We start from the raw sequence: 23,369 nt of genomic DNA, 5'->3' as shown, positions 1-23,369 counted from the left end.
GTGCGCGAGGACGCGGCGGTGGGCACGGCGGTGGGATACCAGGCGCAGGCGACAGACGCGGATGCGACGAACAGCACCGTTGCGTACACGTTGACCGATGACGCGGGCGGACGCTTCGCGATCGACGCCAGCACCGGGACCGTGACCGTGGCGCGGGCGCTCGACGCCGAAACCGCGGTGGCGCACACCGTCACCGCGCAGGCCCGCTCGGCCGATGGCAGCGTCTCCAGCCAAAGCTTCACCATCACCGTGCAGGACGCCGACGAGTTCGACGCCACCGTGCCGACCGACAATGACGCGGCCGTCAACACCGTGCAGAACATCGACGCCGTGGGCACCGCCGTGGGCATCACCGCCTGGTCCCGCGACGCCGACCTCACCCTGAACCAGATCACCTACACGCTGCTCGACGACGCGGGCGGGCGCTTCGCCATCGACGCCAGCACCGGTGTCGTCACGCTGGCCCGCAGCATCACGACCGACACCAACACGCTCCAGACCCTCCTCGTGCAGGCGGCTTCTGCCGACAGCAGCGTCGCGACGGTCCGTTTCTCGGTGGCCATCACCCCGGTGAACCTGTTCGCGCCGGTCATCGGCTCCGACGGCGGTGGGGCCACGGCGGCGCTGACCGTGCAGGAGAACACCACCGCCGTCACCACCGTCACCGCCACCGACGCCGATGTGGCCCCCGGCCCGCTGACCTACACCCTCGTCGGCGGCGCGGACCAGGCGCTGTTCACCCTCGATGCCAGCACCGGCGTGCTGCGTTTCGTGGCCGCACCGGACGCCGAAAGGCCGCGGGATGCCGGTGCCGACAACGGGTACGAAGTCACCGTCCAGACCAGCGACGGCGTGCGCTTCGACACCCAGGCGCTGACCCTCACGGTGGCCGATGTCAACGAGTTCGCCATCGGTGCCCTGCACGACACCGACACCACCACCAACACCGTGCAGGAAAACGCCGCCATCGGCACCACCGTGGGCGTGCAGATGCGGGCCGACGACGCCGACGCGACCCAGAGCACGGTCACGTACCGCCTCGACACTTCGTCGGGAGGGCTGTTCGCCATCAACGCCAGCACGGGCGTGCTCACCGTGGCAGGGCTGCTGGATGCGGAAACCGCGCTGGTCCACACCGTGACCGTGCGCGCCACCTCGGCCGATGGCAGCACGACCACGCTGACCGTGTCCATCGCCGTGCAGGACGTGAACGAATACGGCATCACCCCGGTCACGGACAACGACCCCCAGGCGAACCGCGTGCGCGAAGACGACCCGGTCGGCACCGTCGTCGGCATCACCGCGAGTGCGCAGGACCGCGACGCCACGAACCATGTCGTGAGCTACGCACTGACCGACGACGCGGGCGGGCGCTTCTCGATCGAGGCCAGCTCGGGCGTCATCACCATCGCGCGGGCGCTGGACGCCGAGTTCGCGCAGGTCCACAGCCTGACCGTGCGGGCACTGTCCAGCGACGGCAGCGCGCAGTTCCTGACCACCACGGTCGCGGTGCAGGACGTGAACGAAGTGCCTGTCGGACCCATTTCCGATACCGACGCTGCACCCGACAGCGTGGCGGAGAACGCGGCGATCGGCACGCGGATCGGGTTCACGGCCCAGGCGAGCGATGGCGACGTGACGAACAACACCGTCACCTACGCGCTGCTCGACAACGCGGGCGGGCGGTTCGCCATCGACGCGAACACGGGCGTCATCACCGTCGCCGCCGCCCTCGATGCTGAAGCCGCACAGCAGCACACCCTGCGCGTGCAGGCCACGTCGAGCGACCACAGCCAATCGATCCAGTCCCTCACCGTGGCGGTGACGGACGTGGACGAGTTCGACCTCGTGCGGATGGACGACACCGACGCGGCCCCGAACACCGTGGCGGAGAACGCCGTGGTCGGCACCGCGGTGGGCGTGCGGGCGGAGTCTGTCGATGGCGATGTGACCCGCAACCTGGTCACGTACCGGCTGGACAACGACGCGGGCGGGCGTTTCGCCATCGACGCGAACACGGGCGTGGTCACGGTGGCCGGTGGGCTGAACGCCGAGGCCAGCCTGCAGCACACCCTCACCGTGCGTGCCACCTCGGCCGATGGCAGCGCGTGGACGCAAGACTTCACGGTGGACGTGACCGACGTGAACGAGTTCGGCGTGGCGCGCCTGGCGGACGCCGATGCGCAGCCCGATGCCGTGCTGGAAAACGCCGCAGTCGGCACGGCGGTGGGCGTGCAGGGCAGCGCGAAGGACGACGACGCCACGACCAGCACCGTCACCTACACGCTCGATGATTCGGCCGGCGGGCGCTTCGCCGTGGACGCCAGCACGGGCGCCGTGACACTGGCGCGCTCGGTGCAGGAGGAAGGTGTGGCCAGCCGGGGCATCGTCCTGCGCGCCACCTCGGCCGACGGCAGCAGCATGGCCATGGCCTTCACCATCGCCATCACGGCGGTCAACGACGCCACCCCGGTCATCACGTCCGATGGCGGTGGCGCGACCGCGGCCTTGTCCGTGCAGGAAGGCCAGACCGCCGTGACCCAGGTGCAGGCCCAGGACGCCGACCTGCCCGCCGAGACGCTGCGCTACACGCTCGCGGGCGGTGCCGATGCCGCATGGTTCACGCTCGATCCGGTCAGCGGCGCACTGCGTTTCACTGCTGCACCCGACGCCGAAACACCGCTCGACCAGGGCGCCGACAACGTCTACGACCTCACCGTGCAGGTCAGCGACGGCCTGCACACCGCCGCACAGACCTTGCGCATCACCGTGCAGCCGCTCAACGACACGGCGCCGGTCATCACCAGCGACGGCGGTGGTGCCACCGCGCTGCGCCATGTCGCCGAAAACACCCTGGACATCACGCAGGTGCAGGCCCGCGATGCCGACCTGCCCGCCGACACGCTGACCTACACCGTGGCGGGCGGGGCAGACGCTGCGCTGTTCACGGTCGATGCCAGGACAGGCGCGTTGCGCTGGGTCGCCGCGCCCGACCGCGAGACGCCCCGCGATGTGGGTGCTGACGGTACCTACGACGTGACCGTCAGCGCCAGCGACGGCTTGCACAGCGTGTCGCAGGCACTGACCATCGTGGTGGACAACGTGGACGAGGCGCCGCGTCTGGACACCAACGCGCTGGCCATTCTCGAAGGCGGCACGGCCCGCCCGGTGCTGGTCGCCAGCGATGTCGATACGCCGGCAGCGCGGCTGGTCTACACCGTGCAGACTCTGTCGGGCGGGCGCTTCGAGCAGGTCGCCGTGCCGGGCGTGGCGGTCACGCGCTTCACGCAGGCCGAGGCCGACGCGGGTGCGATCCGCTTCGTGGCCGATGGGGGCGAGGCGGCGCCGGTGTACACGCTGGCGCTTGCCGACGACACGACCACGCTGGCGGCGCAGGCCGCAGTGGTGGCCTTCACGCCGGTGAACGACGTGCCCGTGGTGGCCGCAGTCGATCTGGGCACGGTGGCCGAAGACACCGCCCGCGTGATCACCGCCGCGGAGCTGCTGGCCGGCGCCACCGATGCCGAGGGCGACACACTGACCGTGTCCACCCTGCGCCTGGCGGCAGGCGAGGGGACACTGACCGACCTGGGCGGCGGTCGCTGGCGTTTCGATCCGGCGGCGGACTGGCACGGTGCCGTGGCGCTGGCCGGCATGGTGAGCGATGGGCAGGCGGGCACGGCGCTGGCGGCGTCGCTGCAGGTGCGCGCTGTCAACGACGCACCACGCATCGTCAGCGGCGGCGGGGCGGCGACGCTGGCGCTGGACCAGGCGGAGAACACGGCCACCGTCACCACGGTGGTCGGCACGGATGTCGATGCCGATGTGCGGCTGCACTATGCGGTGGTGGGCGGAGCGGACGCGGCGCGCTTCCAGATCGATGCGGCCACGGGTGCCTTGTCCTTCCGCCAGGCGCCCGACCGCGAGCAGCCCACGGATGCCAATGGCGACAACCGCTACGACGTGACCGTGGAGGTCAGCGACGGTGTGCTGACGGCACAGCAGGCGCTGCAGATCACCGTGACCAACGTGGACGAGGCGCCGGTGGTGCGCCGCAATGTGCTGCTGCTGAGCGATGGCACGGTCACGCTGGTGCTGCAGGCCAGCGACCCCGACACGCCCGCGACGGCGCTGACCTACCGGGTCGATGCGGTGGCGGGCGGGCAGTTCGAGCGCGTGGTGGCACCGGGCACGGTGGTGCAGGTCTTCACGCAGGCCGAGCTGGATGCCGCGCAGGTGGTCTGGGTGGCCCCGGTGGGCAGCACTGCGGCGTCCTACGCGCTGCGGCTCAGCGATGGTGTCTCGGAGGTGCAGATCGGTTCGCCCGCGCTGGAGCGCCAGAGTGCCACCGCAGCGGCGACCGCGACCGAGCTGACCCTGGTGGGGCTGGCGGCGGGGGATGCGGCGGTGGTGCCGTCGGCAGGTGCGGCCTCTTCGGCCGCCACCTTGGCGGCGGCGATCGACAGTACCCGCCGCGCCGCCGCACGGGAGATGCCTGCACTGGCCGCAGACGACGCCAGCCTGGGTCTGGGCAAAACGGCCCAGCCCGAGCAGGCCGCGGTGTCCCGTGGCAGCCGGGTGGTCGATGTGGCGGCGGCGGTGACACGCATGGTCGCCGCACGCGGTGGATCTGCATTGACCACGGCCACGGCTATGGCTGTGGCTGTGCAGGGGGGCGAGCTGGCACTGGATCTGCCCTCCGAGGGTGCCGAAGCGCCCAAGCAGCTCGGCACCAACCTGAACTCGCTGAGCGTCCGCACGGGCACGGCACTGGCTGAACAGCTCGACCGGCTGCGCCAAGAGGTGGGCGAGGCCCACCAGGCCGGCATGGTGTCACTGGCCTCGACCGCGTTGATCTCGACCGGGGTGTCGGTCGGCTATGTGATCTGGCTGGTGCGCGGTGGCGTGCTGATGACCAGCCTGATGTCGGTCGTGCCGGCTTGGGCGGGGATGGACCCGCTGCCGGTGCTGGCCGAGATGCGCCGTACCGGGGGCGGTGGCGCTGGTACCGATGGCGCCGACGACGGGGGCGAGGACGACCCGATCGAGAAACTGTTCAGCAAGGCCCGCCGCCTGCTGGTGCGCCCGGTCGCTGGGTTGGCCTCAGCCCCTGCACCTGCCCCTGATCTGCCGGAGACGCCTGCATGAAGCTCGGTCTGAAACACCTCTCCTCGCGCTTTCACCTCGCGCTGGGCTTGAGTTCGCTGGTGGTCAGCGTGCTGCTGGCGGCGCAGTTCGTCGGGCTGATTCCCGACCGCGACAGCGTGGTCCGGGATGCCCGCGTCACGCTGGCCGAGACCGTGGCGGCCAGCAGCATGGCCATGCTCGGCGAGGAGGACCGCAGCCGGTTGCAGCAGGTGCTGGACTTCGTGGTGCAGCGCAACCCATCGCTGCGTGGGATCCGGTTGCGCCGCGCCGACGGCGTGCTGCACCTGCAGGCAGGTACACCGTCGGCCGAGTCAGAGCTGGCGGCCGGGACGAACGCCGGGACAGTCACCCACTCGACCGAGACCCACCTGCGCCTCCAGCTCGTGCAGGGCGGCGAGCCGTGGGGGCTGGCGGAGCTGCAGTTCGATCCGTTGCACGTCCACACGGACTGGCGCTCCTGGATCGGCTCGACCGAGCTGCTGGTCGGGGCGACGGCGCTGTGCTGCTTCGGGCTGTTCTATGGCTATCTGCGCCGGATGCTGCGCCACCTCGATCCGTCGCGCGTGATCCCCGGTCGGGTCCGCACCGCCTTCGACACGCTGGCCGAGGGGCTGATGGTGCTGGACCCCGCCGGGCGCATCGTGTTGGCGAACCGGGCCTTCAGCGAGGTGGTGGGGCAGGACAGCGACGCCATGATCGGCCAGCCGGCGACGGGCCTGGGCTGGTCGCAACCCGTCCTGCCGGGCACCGAGAACACGCCGTGGCAGCAGGTGTTCACCGATGGCCAGCCGCGGCGCAACGTGCTGATGCACCTGATCGACGCCGACGGCCGCGCCCGCACCTTCATGGTCAATGCCTCGCCCGTGCCCGGCCCGAGCGGGCAGCCGGCCGGCACGCTGATCAGCCTTGACGACGTGACGGCACTGGAGGAAAAGGAAGTCCAGCTCCGCCTCGCCCGCGACGAGGCCGAGGCCGCCAACCGCGCCAAGAGCGACTTCCTGGCCAACATGAGCCACGAGATCCGCACGCCGATGAACGCCATCCTGGGTTTCGCCGAGCTGCTGCGCCGCGGCTGGCAGAACAACCCGCAGGACACGCGCCGCCACCTCGACACCATCCTCGGCAGTGGCCGCCACCTGCTGGCGCTGATCAACGACATCCTGGACCTGTCCAAGGTCGAGGCCGGGCGCATGGAGGTGGAGCGGGTGCCCTGCGCGGTCCACGAGGTGGTCCACGAGGTGGCGGACATCATGCGGCTGCGGGCGGAAGAGAAGGGCGTGCAGCTCCGTGTCGTCTTCCCCGAGCCGCTGCCCGCGCAGGTGCTGACCGATCCGGCCCGCCTGCGCCAGATCGTCACCAACCTGATTGGCAACGCGCTGAAGTTCACGCTGCAAGGCGGGGTCACGGTGACGCTGCGCATGCCACCAGCGTGCGTGGGTGCCGTTGCAGGAGGCACCGACGGAGCGCCGCGCCTGGGCATCGACATCGCCGACACCGGCATCGGCATCCCGGCCGACAAGCTCGACGCGATTTTCGAGCCCTTCGTGCAGGCCGAGGCATCGACCACGCGCCAGTTCGGCGGCACTGGCCTGGGCCTGGCGATCAGCCGGCGCTTCGCCCGCGCCCTGGGCGGCGACGTGACCGTCAGCAGCACGCCGGGGCAGGGCAGCACCTTCCACGTCACGCTGGACACGGGTCCGATCGAGGCCACCGCGACTTGGCTGGCTCCGGCCACGCTGGCCGCAGCCCAGCGGGTGCAGGCCCCCGAAGGCACCGTCCACTGGCATTTCGAGTCTGGCCGCGTGCTGGTGGTGGACGACGGCGCCGAGAACCGCGAGCTGGTGCGGCTGGTGCTGGAGTCGGTCGGCCTGACCGTGCTGGAAGCGCACGACGGTGCCATGGCGCTCGACGTGGTAGCGCGTGAGGTGCCGGACCTCGTGCTGATGGACGTGAACATGCCGGTGATGGACGGCTACACGGCCACCCGCACCCTGCGCGAGCGCGGTTGCACGCTGCCGGTGCTGGCGCTGACCGCCAACGCGATGAAGGGCTTCGAGCGCGAGATCGAGTCCGCCGGCTTCACCGGCTACCTGACCAAGCCGGTGGACATCGACGTGTTGCTGGCGGAGCTGGCCGTGCGGCTGGGCGGGCAGCAGGTGGCGATGCCGGTGATGGCAGCCTTCACCCCGGCCGTGGCGCAGGCGCTCCCGGTGTCCACCGACGAGCCGATCGTTTCCCGCCTGGCCGACCACCCGCGCCTGGCCCGTGTCGTGCGGACCTTCTGCCGCACCCTGCCAGGCAAGCTCGCCGCCATGCAGTCGGCGCTGGACGACGGCCGCATCGACGATCTGGCCGATCTGGCGCACTGGCTGAAAGGCGCCGGTGGCACGGTCGGCTTCGATGTCTTCTTCGAGCCGGCCCGCGAATTCGAACGTCTGGCCCGTGCCGGCGAGCGCGCCGGTCTGGCCCACAGCCTCCACCAGATCCAGGCGCTTGCCCGCCGCATCGTGGTGCCTGATGGTGCGACCGCCGTGGCCACCACCCTTGCCTGAGAGCCGACGCATGTCTGCACAGCACACGCCTGTCCTTGCCCCGCTGTCCGCCCCGGCCACCCCGTCCGCACCGACCTTGTCGGATGTGACCGTGATGATGGTCGATGACGAACCCATGATGACCGACGTGGCCCAGGCGTACCTGGAAGACGCCGGCTACACCCGCTTCGTGGCGGTCCACGACCCCCGGCTGGCGCTGGAAACCGCCCGCACCCACCGGCCGGGCCTGATCCTGCTCGACCTGATGATGCCGGAGCTGAACGGCTTCGACTTGCTGCAACTGATCCGCCAGGACGAGCGGCTGCGCTACACGCCGGTCATCGTGCTGACCGCAGCCAGCGACCCGGCCAGCAAGCTGCGCGCGCTGGAGCTGGGCGCCACCGAGTTCCTCTCCAAGCCGGTGGATGCCAGCGAGCTGAAGATCCGCGTGCGCAACAGCCTGGCGTTCAAGGTCTACCAGGACCGGCTCGCCAACGATGACCCGCTCACCGGCCTGCCCAACCGGCGCGTCTTCGTCGAGCAGCTCAAGGCCGGGCTGGTGCGTGCCCGCTGCAGCCGCGGCACGCTGGCGCTGCTGCACCTCAACCTCGACCGCTTCCGCCAGATCAACGACACCCTCGGCCACGGCACGGGCGACCTGCTGCTGGTGGCGGTGGCCGAGCGGCTGCGCCAGACCACCCGCGCCACCCACAGCCTGCTCGGCCAGCGGCTGGGCGACTCGCCGTTCCTGGCGCGGCTGGGCGGGGACGAGTTCGCGCTGCTGATGCCCGACATCCCCACGCCCGAGGCGGCCAGCCGGGTGTCGCGGCAGGTGCTGGACGCGCTGTCGCTCAAGTTCCACGTCGATGGGCAGGATGTGTTCCTCACGCCCAGCATCGGCATCTCCATCTTTCCCGACGACGGCGCCGACGACGCCTCGCTGCTGCGCAACGCCGGCGTGGCCATGCAGCACGTCAAGGCCAGCGGGCGCAACGGGGTCGAGTTCTACAGCGAGAAGATCAACACCGTCTCGGTCGAGCGGCTGCTGCTGGAGACGCAACTGCGTGGTGCCATCGAGCGCAACGAGCTGGTGCTGCATTACCAGCCCAAGGTCGATCTGCGCACTGGCCACATCGTCGGCGCCGAGGCGCTGCTGCGCTGGCAGCATCCGGTCATGGGGCTGGTGCCACCGGGGCGCTTCATCCCGATCGCGGAGGAGTGCGGGCTGATCGTCGAGATCGGCGAGTGGGTGATCCAGCGGGCTTGCGCGCAGTTGGCGCAATGGCGGGTGGAGCACCGGCTGGCGGTGCGGGTGGCGGTGAACGTGGCGCGGCACAGCGTCGTCTCGGGCACCTTGCTCAAGACCACCCAGGATGCCCTGCAGCGCCACCGCGTGCCGGCCAAGCAGCTCGTGCTCGAACTCACCGAAAGCATGCTCATGGACCGCGTGGACACGACGGCCACCAAGCTCCACGAACTGCGCGCCCTCGGTGTCGAGCTGTCGATCGACGACTTCGGCACCGGCTACTCCTCGATGAGCTACCTCAAGCAGTTCCCGGTGCAGGAACTCAAGATCGACCGCTCCTTCGTCAAGGGGACGCCGCAGGACCGCACCGATACCGCCATCGTGCGGGCGCTGGTCGTGCTCGGCCACAGCCTGGGGATGCGCGTGGTCGCCGAGGGCGTGGAGACCGAGGACCAGCGCGCGGCCATGCAGTCGCTGCACTGCGACTGCTACCAGGGCTTCCTGTGCAGCCCCGCGCTGCCGGCCGAGCAGTTCATCGCCAAGGTGCGCGAAGTCAACGGAATGCCGATGCGGGTCTGACGGACTTGGCGGGTCCACCGCCTGTTCGGCCCGCACCCCCGTGTTTCTACCAAGAGCCGAGGGGCTTGGATACCCATAATATCCGTCTGTGCTTATATCTAAATAGTCAGACGGACTGTAGTTTGCAACGCTGCAGTCCAGAACGGGTGTTCTGTGGGTGATTCCGACAGCGACCGGGTCTTCGCCGTGGCGGCCGAGCTGTTCGGATTGCTGTCGGCGCCCATCCGGTTGCGCATTGTCTTTGTGCTGCTCGACGGCGAGCAGCACGTCGGCCAGTTGGCCGAGCAGATCGCGGTGAGCCGCCCCAGCTTGTCGCAGCACCTGGCGGTGCTGTACCGCCGCGGCATCGTGGCCCGGCGGCGGGTCGGCCCGCAACGCTGGTACCGCATCGCCAACGACCGTGTGCAGGCGCTGTGCGTGGCCATGCGGGATGGTTCCAGGCGTTGAAGAGGAGTTTTGTCGTGTCCAGCGATCCAGTCAGCGATCCATCGCATCCACCGTCCCTGTCCGGCCGCCTGCGCAAGGCCCCCGAGCACTTCCTCGACCCGGCCGGTGTCCGCACCGTGTTCCAGGAAGCCAAGGCCGGCCGGCGGGAGTTCATCCGCCGTGCCTTCGCCGGGGCTGCTGCTGCCGGCGCCGCTCCACTGGCGCGGGCACAGGCCAACCCGGTGCCCGCCGACGGCGGCGACCCGCACATCCTGAACCTGCCGGCGCACAGCACCGGGCTGGGGCAGGGCGTCGCGGCGAACAACGGCTACGGCGTGCCGTCCCAGTTCGAGCGCAACGTCCAACGCCGCCAGAGTCCCGGCCTGACGCAGACCACGCAGGCGTCGGTGTCGTTCGCGCCGCTGCAGTCGCTGTTCGGCATCGTCACGCCCAGCGGTCTGCACTTCGAGCGCCACCACCAGGGCTGGTGGGACATCGACCCGAGCCAGCACCGCCTGATGCTCAACGGCTCCGACCCCACGCTGATGCAGACGCCCAAGGTCTTCACGGTGGACGAGGTCATGCGGCTGCCCTCGGTGTCGCGCATCCACTTCATCGAGTGCGGCGCGAACACGGCGGTCGAGTGGGGCAACGTCGCCGTGCCGACGGTGCAGTACACGCACGGCATGGTGAGCTGCAGCGAGTTCACGGGCGTGCCGCTGAAGATCCTGCTGGACCTGTGCGGCGTGGACTACCGGCGCGCCCGCTACGTGCTGGCCGAGGGCGCGGACGGGTCGTCGATGACGCGCACGATTCCGATGGAGCTGGTCGAGTCGGGCGAGGTCTTCGTCGCCTACGGGCAGAACGGCGAGATGCTGCGCCCGGAGAACGGCTACCCGCTGCGGCTGGTCGTGCCGGGCCTCCAGGGCGTGAGCTGGGTCAAGTACCTGCGGCGCATCGAGGTCGGGGACATGCCCTACGGCGCCAAGGACGAGGCGGTCCACTACATGGACCTGATGCCCGGCGGCCTGCACCGGCAGTACACCAACGTGCAGGAGTGCAAGAGCGTGGTGACGACGCCCTCGGGCGGTCAGGTGCTGCTCGACAAGGGTTTTTACAACATCACCGGCCTGGCGTGGTCGGGCAAGGGGCGCGTCAAGAAGGTCGATGTCTCGGTGGACGGGGGCCGCAACTGGCGCCCGGCGCGCCTCGAAGGCCCGGTGCAGCACAAGGCGCTGACCCGCTTCAACCTCGACTGGGTCTGGGACGGCAAGCCCGCGCTGATCCAGAGCCGCGCCACCGACGACACCGGCTACGTCCAGCCGACCTACCGGCAACTGCGCGCCGTGCGCGGCACGCGGTCGATCTACCACAACAACGCTGTCCAGACCTGGCTGGTGCAGGAAAGCGGGGAGGTGAAGAATGTCCAGCTCTCGTGAGCCGTTGATCCGGTCGATCCGGTCGGGTCTGATCGCCGCCGTGCTCGTGGCGCTGTCCGGCACGGTGCTGGCGCAATCGCCGTCGGCCATGCCCGGCATCGGCCGCCCGGCGACGGCAAAGGAACTCGCCGCCTGGGACATCGACGTGCGCCCCGACTTCAAGGGCCTGCCCAAGGGGTCGGGTTCGGTCGCGCAGGGGCAGGAGGTGTGGGAGGGCAAGTGCGCCCACTGCCACGGCGTGTTCGGCGAGTCCAACGAGGTGTTCAGCCCGCTGGTCGGCGGCACCACGGCGGCCGACATCCAGACCGGCCGCGTCGCCAAGCTGACCGACACGTCCTACCCCGGCCGCACGACGCTGATGAAGGTGTCCAGCGTCTCGACGCTGTGGGACTACATCCACCGCGCGATGCCGTGGACGCAGCCCAAGTCGCTCAAGGCCGACGAGGTCTATGCCGTCACCGCCTACCTGCTGAACCTGGGCGGGGTGGTGCCGGACCACTACGTGATGTCGGACAAGAACATCGCCGATGTCCAGGCCCGGATGCCCAACCGCAACGGCATGTCGCTCGACCACGGGATGTGGCCCGGCAAGGCCATGAAGACCACCGGCAAGCCGGATGTGAACGCCACCGCCTGCATGGCGAACTGCGTGCCCGAGCCGAAGGTCGCGTCCTTCCTGCCCGAGTTCGCCCGCAACGCCCACGGCAACCTGGCGGAGCAGAACCGCCTCGTCGGTGCCCAGCGCGGCGCGGACACGACCAAGCCGGCAGGGGCTGTGGCGATGGCGACCACGCCCGCTGCGGCCCAAGCGCCCGATACGCCGGTGGCGACGAAGGCGCTGCTGTCCAAGTACAGTTGCACCGCCTGCCACGCCGTGGCCAGCAAGCTGGTCGGCCCCGCCTTCCGCGAGATCGCCGGCAAGTACAGCGGCCGCGCCGACGGTGTGGCGTATCTGGCCGGCAAGATCCAGTCAGGCGGCAGCGGGGTGTGGGGGCAAATCCCGATGCCCCCCCAGACGCTGACCGATACCGAGGCCCGTATGATCAGCCAGTGGCTGGTCGAAGGTGCCAAGCCATGAATTCACCCAGGAGAACCCCGATGCAAACCCGCCGCGAACTACTCGGCCGCAGTGCTGGCGTGGCCGCCATGCTGGCCGGTCTTGGCCTGCTGCCGACGGCCGCGCAGGCCGAATACGCCGCTGCCGCCTTCGACGCCAAGACCATGGCCGACCTGACCAAGGCGCTGGGCATTTCCACTCCGGTGGAGAGCAAGGACGTGACCATCACCGGCCCGGACATCGCCGAAAACGGCGCCGTCGTGCCGCTGGGCTGTGCGACCGGTCTGGCCGGGGTCAAGCGGATGCTGCTCCTGGTGGAGAAGAACCCGTCGATGCTGTGCGCGGCGTTCGACGTGAGCGACGCGGTCGAGGCGAATTTCAACACCCGCGTGAAGATGGGCCAGTCGTCGAACGTGATGGCGGTGGCGGTCCTGCACGACGGCAAGGTGCTGTTCGCGCAGAAGGAAGTCAAGGTCACGCTCGGCGGCTGCGGCGGCTGATCCAAGACCTTCTCAACACGCAAGACAGGAGCAGAACATGGCAGATCCGATGCGCATCCGCGCACAAGCTTCCGGCGACAAGGCCACCGTGCGGGTGCTGATGGGCCACGAGATGGAAACCGGCCAGCGCAAGGACGCGGCCGGCAAGCTGATCCCCGCCTGGTACATCCAGGAAGTCACCGCCGCGCTCAACGGCAAGACGGTGCTGACGGCGCAGTGGGGGCCTTCGGTGTCGAAGAACCCGTTCCTGCAGTTCAACCTCAAGGGCGCCAAGGCGGGCGACAAGGTCAGCGTGGGCTGGACCGACAACCGCGGCGACAAGCGCACCGACGAAGCCACCGTGAGCTGACCACCATGCGCAACACCTTCCTGATCGGTCTGGCCCTGGGTTGCGCGGCGCCGTTGTGGGCGCAGGCACAGGCGCAGGCTCCGCAGAAATCCGCCGCCGACGGCATCGCCGAATACCGCGCCATGCTCGCCGATGGCAACCCGGCCGAGCTGTTCGAGGCCAAGGGCGAAGACCTCTGGAAGCACAAACGCGGCCCGAAGAACGCCACGCTGGAGCAGTGCGACCTCGGCAAGGGGCCGGGTGTCGTGAAGGGCGTGTTCGTGGAGCTGCCGCGGTTTTTCAAGGACACCGGCCGTGCGCAGGATCTGGAGTCGCGCCTCGTGACGTGCATGGAGACGCTGCAGGGCTTCGACGGCGCCGAGATCGCCCGCACGCCGTTCGGCAAGGGCGAGCAGAACAACGTCACCGCGCTGGCGACCTGGATCGCCGCCGAGTCCAAGGGCCTGAAGTTCAACCTGCCCCAGGCCCATGCGCAGGAGCAGCGCATGTACGCCATCGGCCAGCGTGCCTTCTTCTACCGCGGTGGCCCGCACGACTTCAGTTGCGCCACCTGCCACGGCGAGGAAGGCAAGCGCATCCGCCTGCAGGATCTGCCGCAGCTCACGAAGAACCCCGGTGATGGCGTCGGCTTCGCGGCGTGGCCCGCCTACCGGGTCAGCAACGGGCAGATGTGGGGCATGCAGTTGCGCCTGAACGACTGCTTCCGCCAGCAGCGGTTCCCGTACCCCGGCTTCGGCTCGGAGCTGACGGTGGCGCTGGCGACCTACATGGGCGTCAACGCCAAGGGCGCGGTGTCGGTCGCGCCGTCCATCAAGCGTTGAAGGGAGAGCACTGCATGAAGACGTTCAAAACCATGACGCTCACGGCTGTGGCGCTGGCCGTGGCGGCGTTCGCTGTCGGCTGTGCGACGGGACCGACGGCCGCCGAGCGCGACCACGACGCGGTGGCCGTGATCCGCGGCGCTTTCCGCGACGAGGGCATCGCCAAGGTGGACCGGCTGCAGCAGGACGCCGCCAACGACGCCTGTTCCAAGGCGCTGGGCCAGGAACTGCCCGCTGCCGTCGCCAAGGCAGTCGAGGAGGCGGAGCTGAAGGCGGTCAAGCCGCCCGGCGACGGCCAGTACCTCGGCGACTGGAAGCTCGGCGAGGCCATTGCCCAGAGCGGGCGCGGCCTGACCTTCACCGACGACGCGAAGACCGTCAACGGCGGCAACTGCTACAACTGCCACCAGATCAGCCCGCAGGAAATCTCCTTCGGTACCATCGGCCCGAGCCTCTACCAGTACGGCAAGCTGCGCGGCGTCACCGACCCGGCCAGCGAGGCGTCCAGGCCGATCGTCGCGTACACCTGGACCAAGCTGTGGAACGCGCGGGCCTACAACGCCTGCTCGCAGATGCCGCGCTTCGGTCACATGGGCATCCTCGACGAGGCACAGATCCGCCACGTCATGGCGCTGCTGCTCGACCCGAAGTCGCCGGTCAACCGGTAAGCCCGTCCTGTCCGCGCCTGCGGGCATCCACTGCAAATATCACTGACTGCTGATCCATGAGCCTCTCCAAACGCGATTTCATGCAGGTGCTCGGCGCGGCGTCCGTGGCGGGCATGGGCCTGGGCCGCTACGCCGAGGCCGACGCGGCGACGGCGCAGAAGGGGCTGTACGACCTGCCGGCCTTCGGCAACGTCAGCTTCCTGCACATGACCGACTGCCACGCGCAGTTGAAGCCCGTTCACTTCCGCGAGCCGAGCGTGAACCTGGGGCTTGGCGCCATGCAGGGCCAACTGCCGCACCTCGTCGGCGAGCACCTGCTCAAGCACATCGGCGTGCGCCCCGGCACGGCGCTGGCGCATGGCTTCACCTTCCTCGACTTCGAACAAGCGGCGCGCCGCTACGGCAAGATCGGCGGCTTCGCGCCCCTGGCCACGCTGGTGAAGCAGCTCAAGGCCAGCCGCCCCGGCGCACTGCTGCTCGACGGCGGTGACACCTGGCAGGGGTCGGCCACCTCGCTGTGGACCAACGCGCAGGACATGGTGGACGCCGCCAAGCTGCTCGGCGTGGACGTGATGACTGGCCACTGGGAGTTCACCTACGGCATGGAGCGCGTCAAGGAGATCGTCGAGAAGGACTTTGCCGGCAAGGTCGATTTCCTGGCGCAGAACATCAAGACCAACGACTTCGGCGATCCGGTGTTCAAGCCGTATGTGCTCCGCGAGATCAACGGCGTGCCCTGCGCCATCATCGGGCAGGCGTTTCCGTACACGCCGATCGCCAACCCGCGCTACATGGTGGCCGACTGGGCCTTCGGGATCCAGGACGACAACCTGCAGAAGATGGTCGATGAAGCGCGGGCCAAGGGCGCGCAGGTCGTCGTCCTGCTCAGCCACAACGGCATGGACGTGGACCTGAAGCTGGCCAGCCGCGTGCGCGGCATCGACGCGATCTTCGGCGGCCACACGCACGATGGCGTGCCGCTGGCGATCCCCGTGAGCAACGCGGGCGGCAAGACGCTGGTGACGAATGCCGGCTCGAACACCAAGTTCCTCGGCGTGATGGACTTCGACGTGAAGGGCGGTCGGGTCGCCGATTTCCGCTACCGGCTGCTGCCCATCTTCGCCAACCAGTTGCAGGCCGATCCGGCGATGGATGCGCTGATCACCAAGGTGCGTGCGCCGCATGAGGCCAGGCTGGCGGAGAAGCTCGCGGTCACGGACGGGCTGCTCTACCGGCGTGGCAACTTCAACGGTTCGTGGGACCAGTTGATCTGCGACGCGCTGATGGAGGTGCAGGGGGCGGAAATCGCGTTCTCGCCGGGCTTCCGCTGGGGCACGACGCTGCTGCCGGGCGACGTGGTCACGCGCGAGGGGATGATGGACCAGCTCGCCATCACCTACCCCTACGCCACGGTCAGCCCGATGAGCGGCGAGACGATCAAGACCGTGCTCGAAGACGTGGCCGACAACCTGTTCAACCCGGACCCTTACTACCAGCAGGGCGGCGACATGGTGCGCGTGGGCGGGCTGCAGTACACGGTGACGCCGGGCGAAAAAGCCGGTAGCCGCATCAGCGACCTGCGCCTGAAGGGCAAGCCGATCGAAGCGGGCAAGACCTACCGCGTCGCCGGCTGGGCGCCCGTGGCGGAAGAGGCGTCCAAGGCCGGCCACCCGCCGGTGTGGGACGTGGTGGAAACCTGGCTGAAGGGGCAGGGCGGGCGGGTCAAGGCGCGCACGGTCAACACGCCGACGCTGGTCGGTGTGGCCGGCAATCCGGGGATGGCCGGGCTGGTTGGCTAACGCAAGGCCCGTCAGGTCAGCATGTCCGCCCAGATGTTCTTCGCCCACGCATCGGCATAACGCCCCTCCAGCTCCGAGCGCACCGCCGACACGCCGCCCGAGCCGGCGATCGGGAAGAAGCTGTTCTTGGCCGCCTGGTACTCGTGGACGCTGGCGACGTGGATGACGTTCTGGTCGTCCACGAAGCTCATGCAGACATTGGTGAGCAGCGGGCTCGGGTTGACTTCCATTCCCTGCAGCTCGGCGACGATCGCGGCGGCCGTGACCTTGGCGTGCGAGTTGGCCATGTGGCCGGACTTGGGCATGCCTTGCGCAATCTGGATCGCGTCGCCGATGACATGGATGTCCTTGGCCGCCGTCGATTCGAAGTTCAGGAAATTGACGTGGCACCAGCGGCCGTTGGCGTTCGCCAGCCCGGTGTTCACCGCCAGCGCCCCGGCCCGCATCACCGGCAGCACGTTCAGCACGTCGGCCTTCACGTCGTCCTGCACCTCGAACCTGGCGGTGCGGGTCTTCGCATCGACGCCCACCACCTTGTGCTGCGGCCGGTACTCGACCATGCCGCCGTACAGGTCGGCCCACGCCTTCTTGAACAGGGCCGGCTTGGAGGTCACGTCCGGGTTGGCGTCGAGGATCAACACCTTGGACCTGGGCTTGGCACGCTTGAAGTAGGCGGCGACGACGCTGGCGCGCTCGTAGGGTCCGGGCGGGCAGCGGTAGGGCGCCTCGGGGATGGTGATGGCGTAGGTGCCGCCGTCGCGCATGGCTTCGAGCTGCTGGCGCAGGGCCATCGTCTCGGCTCCGGCCTTCCAGGCGTGCAGGATCTGGCCGGATTCGTGCGCGGCCTTCAAGCCTTCGGTCTGGTCCCACAGGAAGTCGATGCCGGGCGACAGCACGAGCTTGTCGTACTGCACGACGGTGCCGCCGGCCAGCGTCGCGGTCTTCTTCACCGCGTCCACCGACGTGACCATGTCGTGGACGATGCGCACGCCGTGCTTGTCGCTCAGGCCGTTGTACGGGCTGGTGATGTCCGACATGCGGCGCTGACCGCCGATGACCAGATTCGACACCGGGCAGGACACGAACTGCCGGTTCGGCTCGACCATCATCACGTCGATGCTGTAGTCCGACAGCAGCCGGAGGTACTTCGAGACGGTCGCGCCGCCGTAGCCGCCGCCGACCACGAGCACCTTGGCCTTCGAGGCGGAGGTGCGGTCGAGCAGCGAGGCACAGCCGGCCAGTCCGAGCGAGCCGCCCGCGATCAGGCCCTGGAGGAGATGTCTGCGTTGCATGGTGGGGGTCTCCTCGGCTTACTTCTGGGGGGGCTGTGCGGCGAAATACTTCGCCAGCGATTCAAGCTGCTCCGGGGAGTAGCCCTTGGTGATCTGGTGCATGACCGTGGCCTGGCGTTCGCCGGAGCGGAAGGCCATCAGTTGCGACAGCAGGTAGTCCTGCGGCAGCCCGGCCAGCCGCACCAGCGCCTCGCCTTCGACCGCGCGCCCATCGGTCCCATGGCACTGCGCACAGGTGGCGGCCAGCGAGCGCAGGCGCAGTCGCTCCTGGTCTTTGGCCTGGGCCGCGGTGGCACTCGACAGGCTGGCGCTGCACAGCAGCACACCGGTCAGCCAGCGGGTGGCAATGGTCGGTCGGGGCATGGGAAATCTCCTCGGAGCAATGGCTTCAGCGGTATAGTGTCTTGAATATCACTGGGTACGAATGTAGTGTTTTCCCGAATCCACTTGAACCGGCGCCAAGCCACGGCGCTGATGCTGGCATTGCCCGGGGCTGGGCTGCTGCGGCCTGCACAGGCCGCGCCGACCGCGCCGACCGCGATTGGCCAGCCCGTGCCGTGGCCGATGGTGCGGCTGCTCGATGGCCGCAGCGTGGGGGCCGAGCAGGTGCAGGGCCGGGCGGTGGTGGTCATCTTCTTCGCCACCGACTGCGGCTACTGCCAGCGCACCAACCAGCGGCTGGACAAGCTGGTGCGCGCCAGCGGCGGCCTGCCGCTGACGGTGATCGCCGCGGCGCTGGACCCCGACCCGGCCGAGGTCCAGGCGTACATGGCCCGCCACGGCTACGCCTTTCCTGCGACGATGGACGCGGCCGTGCTGCGCCCGGTGCTCACGGCGCGGCGCAGCTACCCGGTGACCTGCGTGATCGACCGCCAGGGCGTGTTGCGCGAGGTGATCCCCGGCGAGATGGCAGAGGACGACGTGATGGGGCTGGCGAAGTGGGCGCGAACCTGAGGGCTTGATTCACAGACCCGCCAGCGAGACCGCGGCGAGGCCGCGGCGGGACGACTGCGGACCCGTCCGAGATCGATGCCCACCTCCTCCTCGCGGCTGGCCGAGCAGAAGTCCTTCTGCATCAAGCTGGCGATGGACCTGTTCCGCGACATCCCGCATGTGCCCTGGGTGGCAGACTGCGGCCATGACTTCTACCCGCACCCTGCTTGGCTTCGGCGACTCCAACACCCACGGCACCTGTCCCATGCGCCACCGCGACGACGCCCGTCGCCTCGGCCGCAGCGAACGCTGGCCCGGCGTGCTGCAGACCGCACTCGGTACCGACTGGCATGTCGTCGAGGATGGGCTGCCGGGCCGCACCATCGGCCGCGATGACCCTGTCGAAGGCGCCGACCGCAACGCGCTGCGCACCCTGCCGGCCAGCCTGCAGGCGCACCGACCGCTCGACGTGGTTGTCTTCATGCTGGGCACCAACGACCTCAAGGCTCGCTTCGGCGCCAGCGCAACGCAGATCGCCGAGGGGGCCCACGCGCTGATCGACACCGTGCTGGAAAACACCCGGCCCGGCGCGGCGCGGGTGCAGGTGCTGCTGGTCTGCCCGCCGCCGATCGAGGAACACGGCGTGCTGGCCGACATGTTCAGCGGCGGGGCGATCAAGGCGCGGGGACTGGCGGCGGCGATGCGGGCGGTAGCGGCGCAGCGCGGGGTGGCCTTTCTCGACGCGGGCGAGCACATCGCCGTCAGCACCGAGGAGGGCATCCACCTCGACGCAGCGGCCCATGCGCGGCTCGGCGTGGTGATCGCCGACGCGGTGCGTTCACTCGGCTGAATCGGCTGCCGGTTCGGATTCCAGTCCCCACCACCGCGGCATCAGCGCCTGCACCTGCGCCCCCGCGAACCGGTCATCGATCAGATGCACCACGCCGCGGTCCTCGGGCGTGCGGATCACCCGGCCGGCCGCCTGCACCACCTTCTGCACGCCGGGAAACAGGTAGGCGCAGTCGAAGCCGCTGCCCGTGTCGCGGCTCACCAGCGCGTCGAGGCGGCGGCGGATCTGCTCGTTGACCGGGTTCACCTGCGGCAGGCCGAGGGTGGCGATGAACGCGCCGATCAGCCGGTCGCCGGGCAGGTCGATGCCTTCCGCGAACGCGCCGCCCAGCACCGCGAAACCCACGCCGCGCCCGCCCGCCGCGAACCGGGCGAGAAAGGCGGCCTGCTCCGGCTCGCTCATGCGCCGCGACTGCCGCCACACCGGCATGTCCGGGTGCGCCGCCTCGAACGCCACGGCCACCCGGTCGAGGTAGTCGAAGCTGCTGAAGAAGGCGAGGTAGTTGCCCGGCCGCTCGGTGTACTGCGCGGCGATCAGGGCAGCGATGGGCGCGACCGAGGCATCCCGGTGCTGCCAGCGGGTCGAAATGTCGCGGGCGATGTGGATGTCCAACTGCCGCCGCTCGAAGGGCGACTCCACGTCGATCCACGCCGTCTGCTCTGGCAGGCCGAGCAGCTCGCGGTGAAATGCCAGCGGTTGCAGCGTTGCCGAGAACAGCGTCGCCGTGTGCGCCACCGCCCAGCGCGGCCCGAGGAAGGGCGCCGGCACGACATTGCGCAGGCACAGCACCGAAGTTCGTCCGTCCCGCGACGGCGTCAGGTCGCACAGCGAATGTGCGCCGAACGACTCGGCCAGCTTGCCCAGGTGCAGCGCGTCGAACAGGAAGCCCTGCAAGGCCGCGTCCACGGTGGTCGGGTACACGGCGAGGTGGTCGAGGACGGCGGTGGCGGCTTGCTGGACCGCGGTCATCAGCTCCTCGGGCAGGGTGGGCAGCACGCGGTAGGTGTTGTCCGCGCCGTCGTTCGACTCGCTGGCGTTCAGGGCTTTCCAGACGCGGTTGAGCTTGTCCAGCGGTTTGTGCAGCGCCTTCGGGACCGTGTGGCGCAGGCCGCGCACGCTGAGCTGGTCCAGCTCGCCCGTGTGCATCAACCGGGCGCGATCGACGAGGTTGTGTGCCTCGTCCAGCAACAGCGCCACGCGCCAGCCATTGAGCTGCGTCAGCGCGTGCAGCATCGCGCTGAGGTCGAAGAAGTGGTTGTAGTCGCCGATGACCAGATCGCTCCAGTGCGCCAGTTCCTGCCCGAGGTAATACGGGCAGACGCTGTGCGCCAAGGCCACCCTGCGCACGCCCTCGCGGTGCCAGACCGGCACGGCCAGCACTGCCTCGCGCGCTGCAGGCAGGCGGTCGTAGAAGCCCTCCGCCAGCGGGCAGGATTCGCCGTGGCACGCCTTGTCCGGGTGTTCGCAGGCTTTCTCGCGGGCGACCAGTTCCAGCGCCCGCAGCGGCAGGTCCGGCTCCGCCCGGCGCAGTGTCGCCACCGCGTCGAGCGCCAGTGCGCGGCCGGAGGTCTTGGCGGTGAGGAAGAACACCCGGTCGATCTGCTGGCCGGGCATCGCCCGCAGCAGCGGGAACACCGTGCCGATGGTCTTGCCGATGCCGGTGGGCGCCTGCGCCATCAGCGGTCGGCCGGCGCGGGCGACCTTGAAGACGGCTTCGGCGAGCGGGCGCTGGCCGGTGCGGAAATCGGCGTGCGGGAAGCGCAGCACGGCCAGCGCGGCGTCGCGGGTGCGGCGGTGCGCTTGTTCGAGCCGCGCCCAGGCGATGTAGGCGTCGCAACGCTGGACGAAGTGCAGGCGCAGCGCCTCGGCGTCCAGCGTCTGCGTGAAGACGGTTTCCTGGCGGCTGCCGATGTCGTAGTAGACGAGCGCGAGTTCGAGCTGTTCAAGCCCGTCGCGCGCGCACAGCAGCCAGCCGTAGACCATGGCCTGTGCCCAGTGCAGTGCCCGGTGGTTGGCGGGCTGGCGGGCGAGGGCGCTGGCGCCGCGGTGGGTCTTGATCTCCTCCAGCCGGCCCTTGTCGGGATCGAAACCATCGGCCCGGCCACGCACCAGCAGCTCGCCGTGGCGGCCGGACAGCGCAATCTCTTTCTGGTAGCCCGTGCCGCGCCGGGACGCCACCACGGCGTGGCCCTCGATGCCTTCGAGTGCGGTCGGCGCCGGGGTGAAGCGCACGTCCAGATCGCCCGCCTTGGCGGTGAACGCGCACAGGGCGCGCACGGCGACGGTCAGCGGCAGGGGTTCCTGTTCGGCGGGCAGCTCCATCCACCGAGCATAGCCCGCACCAGCTCCCCCACGCGCCGCAGCCCCATGCCCGGCCTCGGCGCTCACCCCAGCGCCAGCCGCTCCACCAGCGCCATCTGCCTGGGCAGGCACACCCGCTGCAGGTCATACCGGCTGACGATGGTCTCGCGGGCGTTGCTGCGCAAGGCGTCGTGGGCGTCGGGTGGGGCCAGCAGCGCGTCGCACATGGCCCGCGCCAGCCCGTCGCGGTCGAAGAAATCCACCAGCCAGCCGTTGCGCCCGTGTTCGATCACCTCCTCGACCGGTGCGGTGCGCGAGCCGATCACCAGCGCGCCGGCCGACATCGCCTCCAGCATCGACCACGACAGCACGAAGGGGTAGGTCAGGTAGACATGCGCCCGCGTGACCTGGTAGAGCCGGATCAGTTGCCCGTGCGGCAGGCGGCCGACGAAGTGCAGCCGGGCGAGCTGCTCGGGGCTGAGCTGCGGGCGGATCTCGTCGAGAAAGCGGTCGCGCCAGGAGCGACCGTCCTCGGACTTCGCACCATAGGAGACGCCGTCGCTGCCGACCAGCACCACCTGCGCTTTCGGGCAGCGCGCCAGCAGCGCCGGCAGTGCGCGCAGGAAGGCGTGGTAGCCGCGGTTCGGCTCGAAGTTGCGGTTGACGAAGCTGATGACCTGGTCCTGGCGCGTCAGCCGCAGCCGCTGGGTCGAGCCGGGCAGAGCGCATTCGAACACCGCAGCGTCGTTGGGCTGGATGAGCAGCGTGTCCACCCCGTCGTGGACCACATCGACCTTGGGCTGGAACAGCGCCGGCACGGTCGATCGCTGCCAGACCGTCGGCGAAAGGCCGGCGTCCATGTCCATCAGCCCGTGCAGCAGGTGGGTGTTCTTGGTGCGGATACGCAGCCGGGCGTCGAGGCTGCGCGGCGGGAATTCGGGGTCGAAGGTGACGTCATGGCCGTCCCAGCCGTAGTACCACTCGACGAAATGCAACTGCCGCGCCTGGGGCCAGATGTCGCGCAGGAACAGCGCCTCGCCCCAGCCAGGGTGGGCGCAGATGACATCGGGCGTGAAACCGTCCTGGCGCAGCGCCAGGGCCGCGCGCGCCGCCCCTTCGCCGCGCAGCACCTTGGTCTCGAACTCGCTGGCCCAGGGGTGGACATTGGGTGTGCTGCCGCGCAGGACTTTGTAGCGTGTGCCGGCCACGCCGGGCAGGTCACGGGCCGTCGGCTCCAGCATCAGCGCCCGCACCTCGTGGCCGGCCTGCACGAGTGCCGGCGCGAGGTGGACATACTGGCCGGGGAAATTCTGGTGGACAAAGAGCAGGCGCATGGTGCTGGCGAGTATCAGGGGGTGTTCGCAGGGCAAGAAAGGAAGGATCACCGAATTTCCCGCGGCACCGGCGGCGGCGAACCAACGGTGGCGCAG

At 69.6% G+C, this 23,369-nt stretch carries 17 protein-coding genes; 13 read left to right on the top strand and 4 right to left on the bottom strand.

Translation table 11 applies throughout. The features are described 5' to 3' along the window. The 11 genes from QZW52_RS08800 (at position 1) to soxB (ending at position 16,563) form a co-directional block, all read left to right on the top strand. The gene (locus tag QZW52_RS08800) at positions 1 to 5,148 is read left to right on the top strand and encodes a cadherin domain-containing protein (RefSeq protein ID WP_293997473.1); all 5,148 of its coding nucleotides are present in this window, start codon (positions 1 to 3) and stop codon (positions 5,146 to 5,148) included. Continuing rightward, the gene (locus QZW52_RS08795) at positions 5,145 to 7,700 is read left to right on the top strand and encodes a hybrid sensor histidine kinase/response regulator (protein ID WP_293997471.1); all 2,556 of its coding nucleotides are present in this window, start codon (positions 5,145 to 5,147) and stop codon (positions 7,698 to 7,700) included. The genes QZW52_RS08800 and QZW52_RS08795 overlap by 4 nt, the downstream gene beginning before the upstream one ends. Before the next feature lie 10 nt (positions 7,701 to 7,710). Next, a complete protein-coding gene (locus QZW52_RS08790; protein WP_293997469.1) occupies positions 7,711 to 9,504 on the top strand; it encodes a putative bifunctional diguanylate cyclase/phosphodiesterase in 1,794 nt (597 codons plus the stop codon). Positions 9,505 to 9,657: 153 nt separating this feature from the next. Continuing rightward, positions 9,658 to 9,951: an ArsR/SmtB family transcription factor gene (locus tag QZW52_RS08785; RefSeq protein WP_293997467.1), complete on the top strand. Its 294-nt coding sequence runs from the start codon at positions 9,658 to 9,660 to the stop codon at positions 9,949 to 9,951. 14 nt (positions 9,952 to 9,965) lie between these two features. Then, positions 9,966 to 11,369: a sulfite dehydrogenase gene (gene soxC / locus QZW52_RS08780; RefSeq protein ID WP_293997465.1), complete on the top strand. Its 1,404-nt coding sequence runs from the start codon at positions 9,966 to 9,968 to the stop codon at positions 11,367 to 11,369. Further along, positions 11,353 to 12,447 (top strand): c-type cytochrome, encoded by a 1,095-nt coding sequence (locus QZW52_RS08775; RefSeq protein ID WP_293997463.1) that lies wholly within the window; start codon positions 11,353 to 11,355, stop codon positions 12,445 to 12,447. The genes soxC and QZW52_RS08775 overlap by 17 nt, the downstream gene beginning before the upstream one ends. A 20-nt stretch (positions 12,448 to 12,467) precedes the next feature. Next, positions 12,468 to 12,926, top strand: a complete 459-nt coding sequence (gene soxY / locus QZW52_RS08770; protein WP_293997461.1) for a thiosulfate oxidation carrier protein SoxY — start codon at positions 12,468 to 12,470, stop codon at positions 12,924 to 12,926. A 37-nt stretch (positions 12,927 to 12,963) separates the two neighbouring features. Next, positions 12,964 to 13,275 (top strand): thiosulfate oxidation carrier complex protein SoxZ, encoded by a 312-nt coding sequence (gene soxZ, locus QZW52_RS08765; protein ID WP_293997459.1) that lies wholly within the window; start codon positions 12,964 to 12,966, stop codon positions 13,273 to 13,275. Positions 13,276 to 13,280: 5 nt separating this feature from the next. Next, positions 13,281 to 14,096: a sulfur oxidation c-type cytochrome SoxA gene (gene soxA, locus QZW52_RS08760; RefSeq protein WP_434738297.1), complete on the top strand. Its 816-nt coding sequence runs from the start codon at positions 13,281 to 13,283 to the stop codon at positions 14,094 to 14,096. Positions 14,097 to 14,110: 14 nt separating this feature from the next. Continuing rightward, a complete protein-coding gene (gene soxX, locus QZW52_RS08755; RefSeq protein WP_293997457.1) occupies positions 14,111 to 14,764 on the top strand; it encodes a sulfur oxidation c-type cytochrome SoxX in 654 nt (217 codons plus the stop codon). A gap of 56 nt (positions 14,765 to 14,820) precedes the next feature. Continuing rightward, positions 14,821 to 16,563, top strand: coding sequence for a thiosulfohydrolase SoxB (soxB, locus tag QZW52_RS08750; protein ID WP_293997455.1), 1,743 nt, complete (start codon positions 14,821 to 14,823; stop codon positions 16,561 to 16,563). 11 nt (positions 16,564 to 16,574) lie between these two features. Here soxB and QZW52_RS08745 read toward each other — a convergent pair whose 3' ends face one another. Together QZW52_RS08745 and QZW52_RS08740 are read right to left on the bottom strand one after the other, a co-directional pair. Further along, positions 16,575 to 17,855 (bottom strand): NAD(P)/FAD-dependent oxidoreductase, encoded by a 1,281-nt coding sequence (locus QZW52_RS08745; protein ID WP_293997434.1) that lies wholly within the window; start codon positions 17,853 to 17,855, stop codon positions 16,575 to 16,577. A gap of 18 nt (positions 17,856 to 17,873) precedes the next feature. Further along, on the bottom strand, positions 17,874 to 18,218 hold the full coding sequence (locus tag QZW52_RS08740; protein ID WP_293997432.1) for a c-type cytochrome: 345 nt from the start codon (positions 18,216 to 18,218) through the stop codon (positions 17,874 to 17,876). Between the two features lie 84 nt (positions 18,219 to 18,302). Between QZW52_RS08740 and QZW52_RS08735 the strand changes: the two genes are divergently transcribed. After that, positions 18,303 to 18,809: a TlpA disulfide reductase family protein gene (locus QZW52_RS08735; RefSeq protein WP_293997429.1), complete on the top strand. Its 507-nt coding sequence runs from the start codon at positions 18,303 to 18,305 to the stop codon at positions 18,807 to 18,809. Between the two features lie 184 nt (positions 18,810 to 18,993). Next, positions 18,994 to 19,638, top strand: a complete 645-nt coding sequence (locus QZW52_RS08730; protein ID WP_293997427.1) for a GDSL-type esterase/lipase family protein — start codon at positions 18,994 to 18,996, stop codon at positions 19,636 to 19,638. On the opposite strand, the gene QZW52_RS08725 is transcribed toward QZW52_RS08730, so the two are convergent. Then, the gene (locus QZW52_RS08725) at positions 19,627 to 21,960 is read right to left on the bottom strand and encodes a helicase C-terminal domain-containing protein (protein WP_293997424.1); all 2,334 of its coding nucleotides are present in this window, start codon (positions 21,958 to 21,960) and stop codon (positions 19,627 to 19,629) included. The two genes, QZW52_RS08730 and QZW52_RS08725, sit on opposite strands and share 12 nt — an antisense overlap. 62 nt (positions 21,961 to 22,022) lie before the next feature. Then, entirely contained in the window at positions 22,023 to 23,273 is a 1,251-nt protein-coding gene (locus tag QZW52_RS08720) for a glycosyltransferase (RefSeq protein WP_293997422.1), read from the bottom strand. Positions 23,274 to 23,369 lie beyond the last annotated feature (96 nt).

The sequence above is a fragment of the Sphaerotilus sp. genome, from assembly GCF_013299175.1.
In the GTDB taxonomy this organism is placed as follows: domain Bacteria; phylum Pseudomonadota; class Gammaproteobacteria; order Burkholderiales; family Burkholderiaceae_C; genus Sphaerotilus.
The sequence above is the reverse complement of the archived record's forward strand: the minus strand, read 5'-3'. Positions and strand labels throughout refer to the sequence as shown.

Bases quoted from the DNA above. Each gene is read 5' to 3' on its own strand.
- QZW52_RS08725 (WP_293997424.1), bottom strand. From the start codon at position 21,960: ATGGAGCTGCCCGCCGAACAGGAACCCCTGCCGCTGACCGTCGCCGTG.
- soxA (WP_434738297.1), top strand. From the start codon at position 13,281: ATGCGCAACACCTTCCTGATCGGTCTGGCCCTGGGTTGCGCGGCGCCG.
- QZW52_RS08790 (WP_293997469.1), top strand. From the start codon at position 7,711: ATGTCTGCACAGCACACGCCTGTCCTTGCCCCGCTGTCCGCCCCGGCC.
- soxZ (WP_293997459.1), top strand. From the start codon at position 12,964: ATGGCAGATCCGATGCGCATCCGCGCACAAGCTTCCGGCGACAAGGCC.
- QZW52_RS08745 (WP_293997434.1), bottom strand. From the start codon at position 17,855: ATGCAACGCAGACATCTCCTCCAGGGCCTGATCGCGGGCGGCTCGCTC.
- soxY (WP_293997461.1), top strand. From the start codon at position 12,468: ATGCAAACCCGCCGCGAACTACTCGGCCGCAGTGCTGGCGTGGCCGCC.
- soxB (WP_293997455.1), top strand. From the start codon at position 14,821: ATGAGCCTCTCCAAACGCGATTTCATGCAGGTGCTCGGCGCGGCGTCC.
- QZW52_RS08740 (WP_293997432.1), bottom strand. From the start codon at position 18,218: ATGCCCCGACCGACCATTGCCACCCGCTGGCTGACCGGTGTGCTGCTG.
- QZW52_RS08795 (WP_293997471.1), top strand. From the start codon at position 5,145: ATGAAGCTCGGTCTGAAACACCTCTCCTCGCGCTTTCACCTCGCGCTG.
- QZW52_RS08720 (WP_293997422.1), bottom strand. From the start codon at position 23,273: ATGCGCCTGCTCTTTGTCCACCAGAATTTCCCCGGCCAGTATGTCCAC.
- QZW52_RS08730 (WP_293997427.1), top strand. From the start codon at position 18,994: ATGACTTCTACCCGCACCCTGCTTGGCTTCGGCGACTCCAACACCCAC.
- soxX (WP_293997457.1), top strand. From the start codon at position 14,111: ATGAAGACGTTCAAAACCATGACGCTCACGGCTGTGGCGCTGGCCGTG.
- QZW52_RS08775 (WP_293997463.1), top strand. From the start codon at position 11,353: ATGTCCAGCTCTCGTGAGCCGTTGATCCGGTCGATCCGGTCGGGTCTG.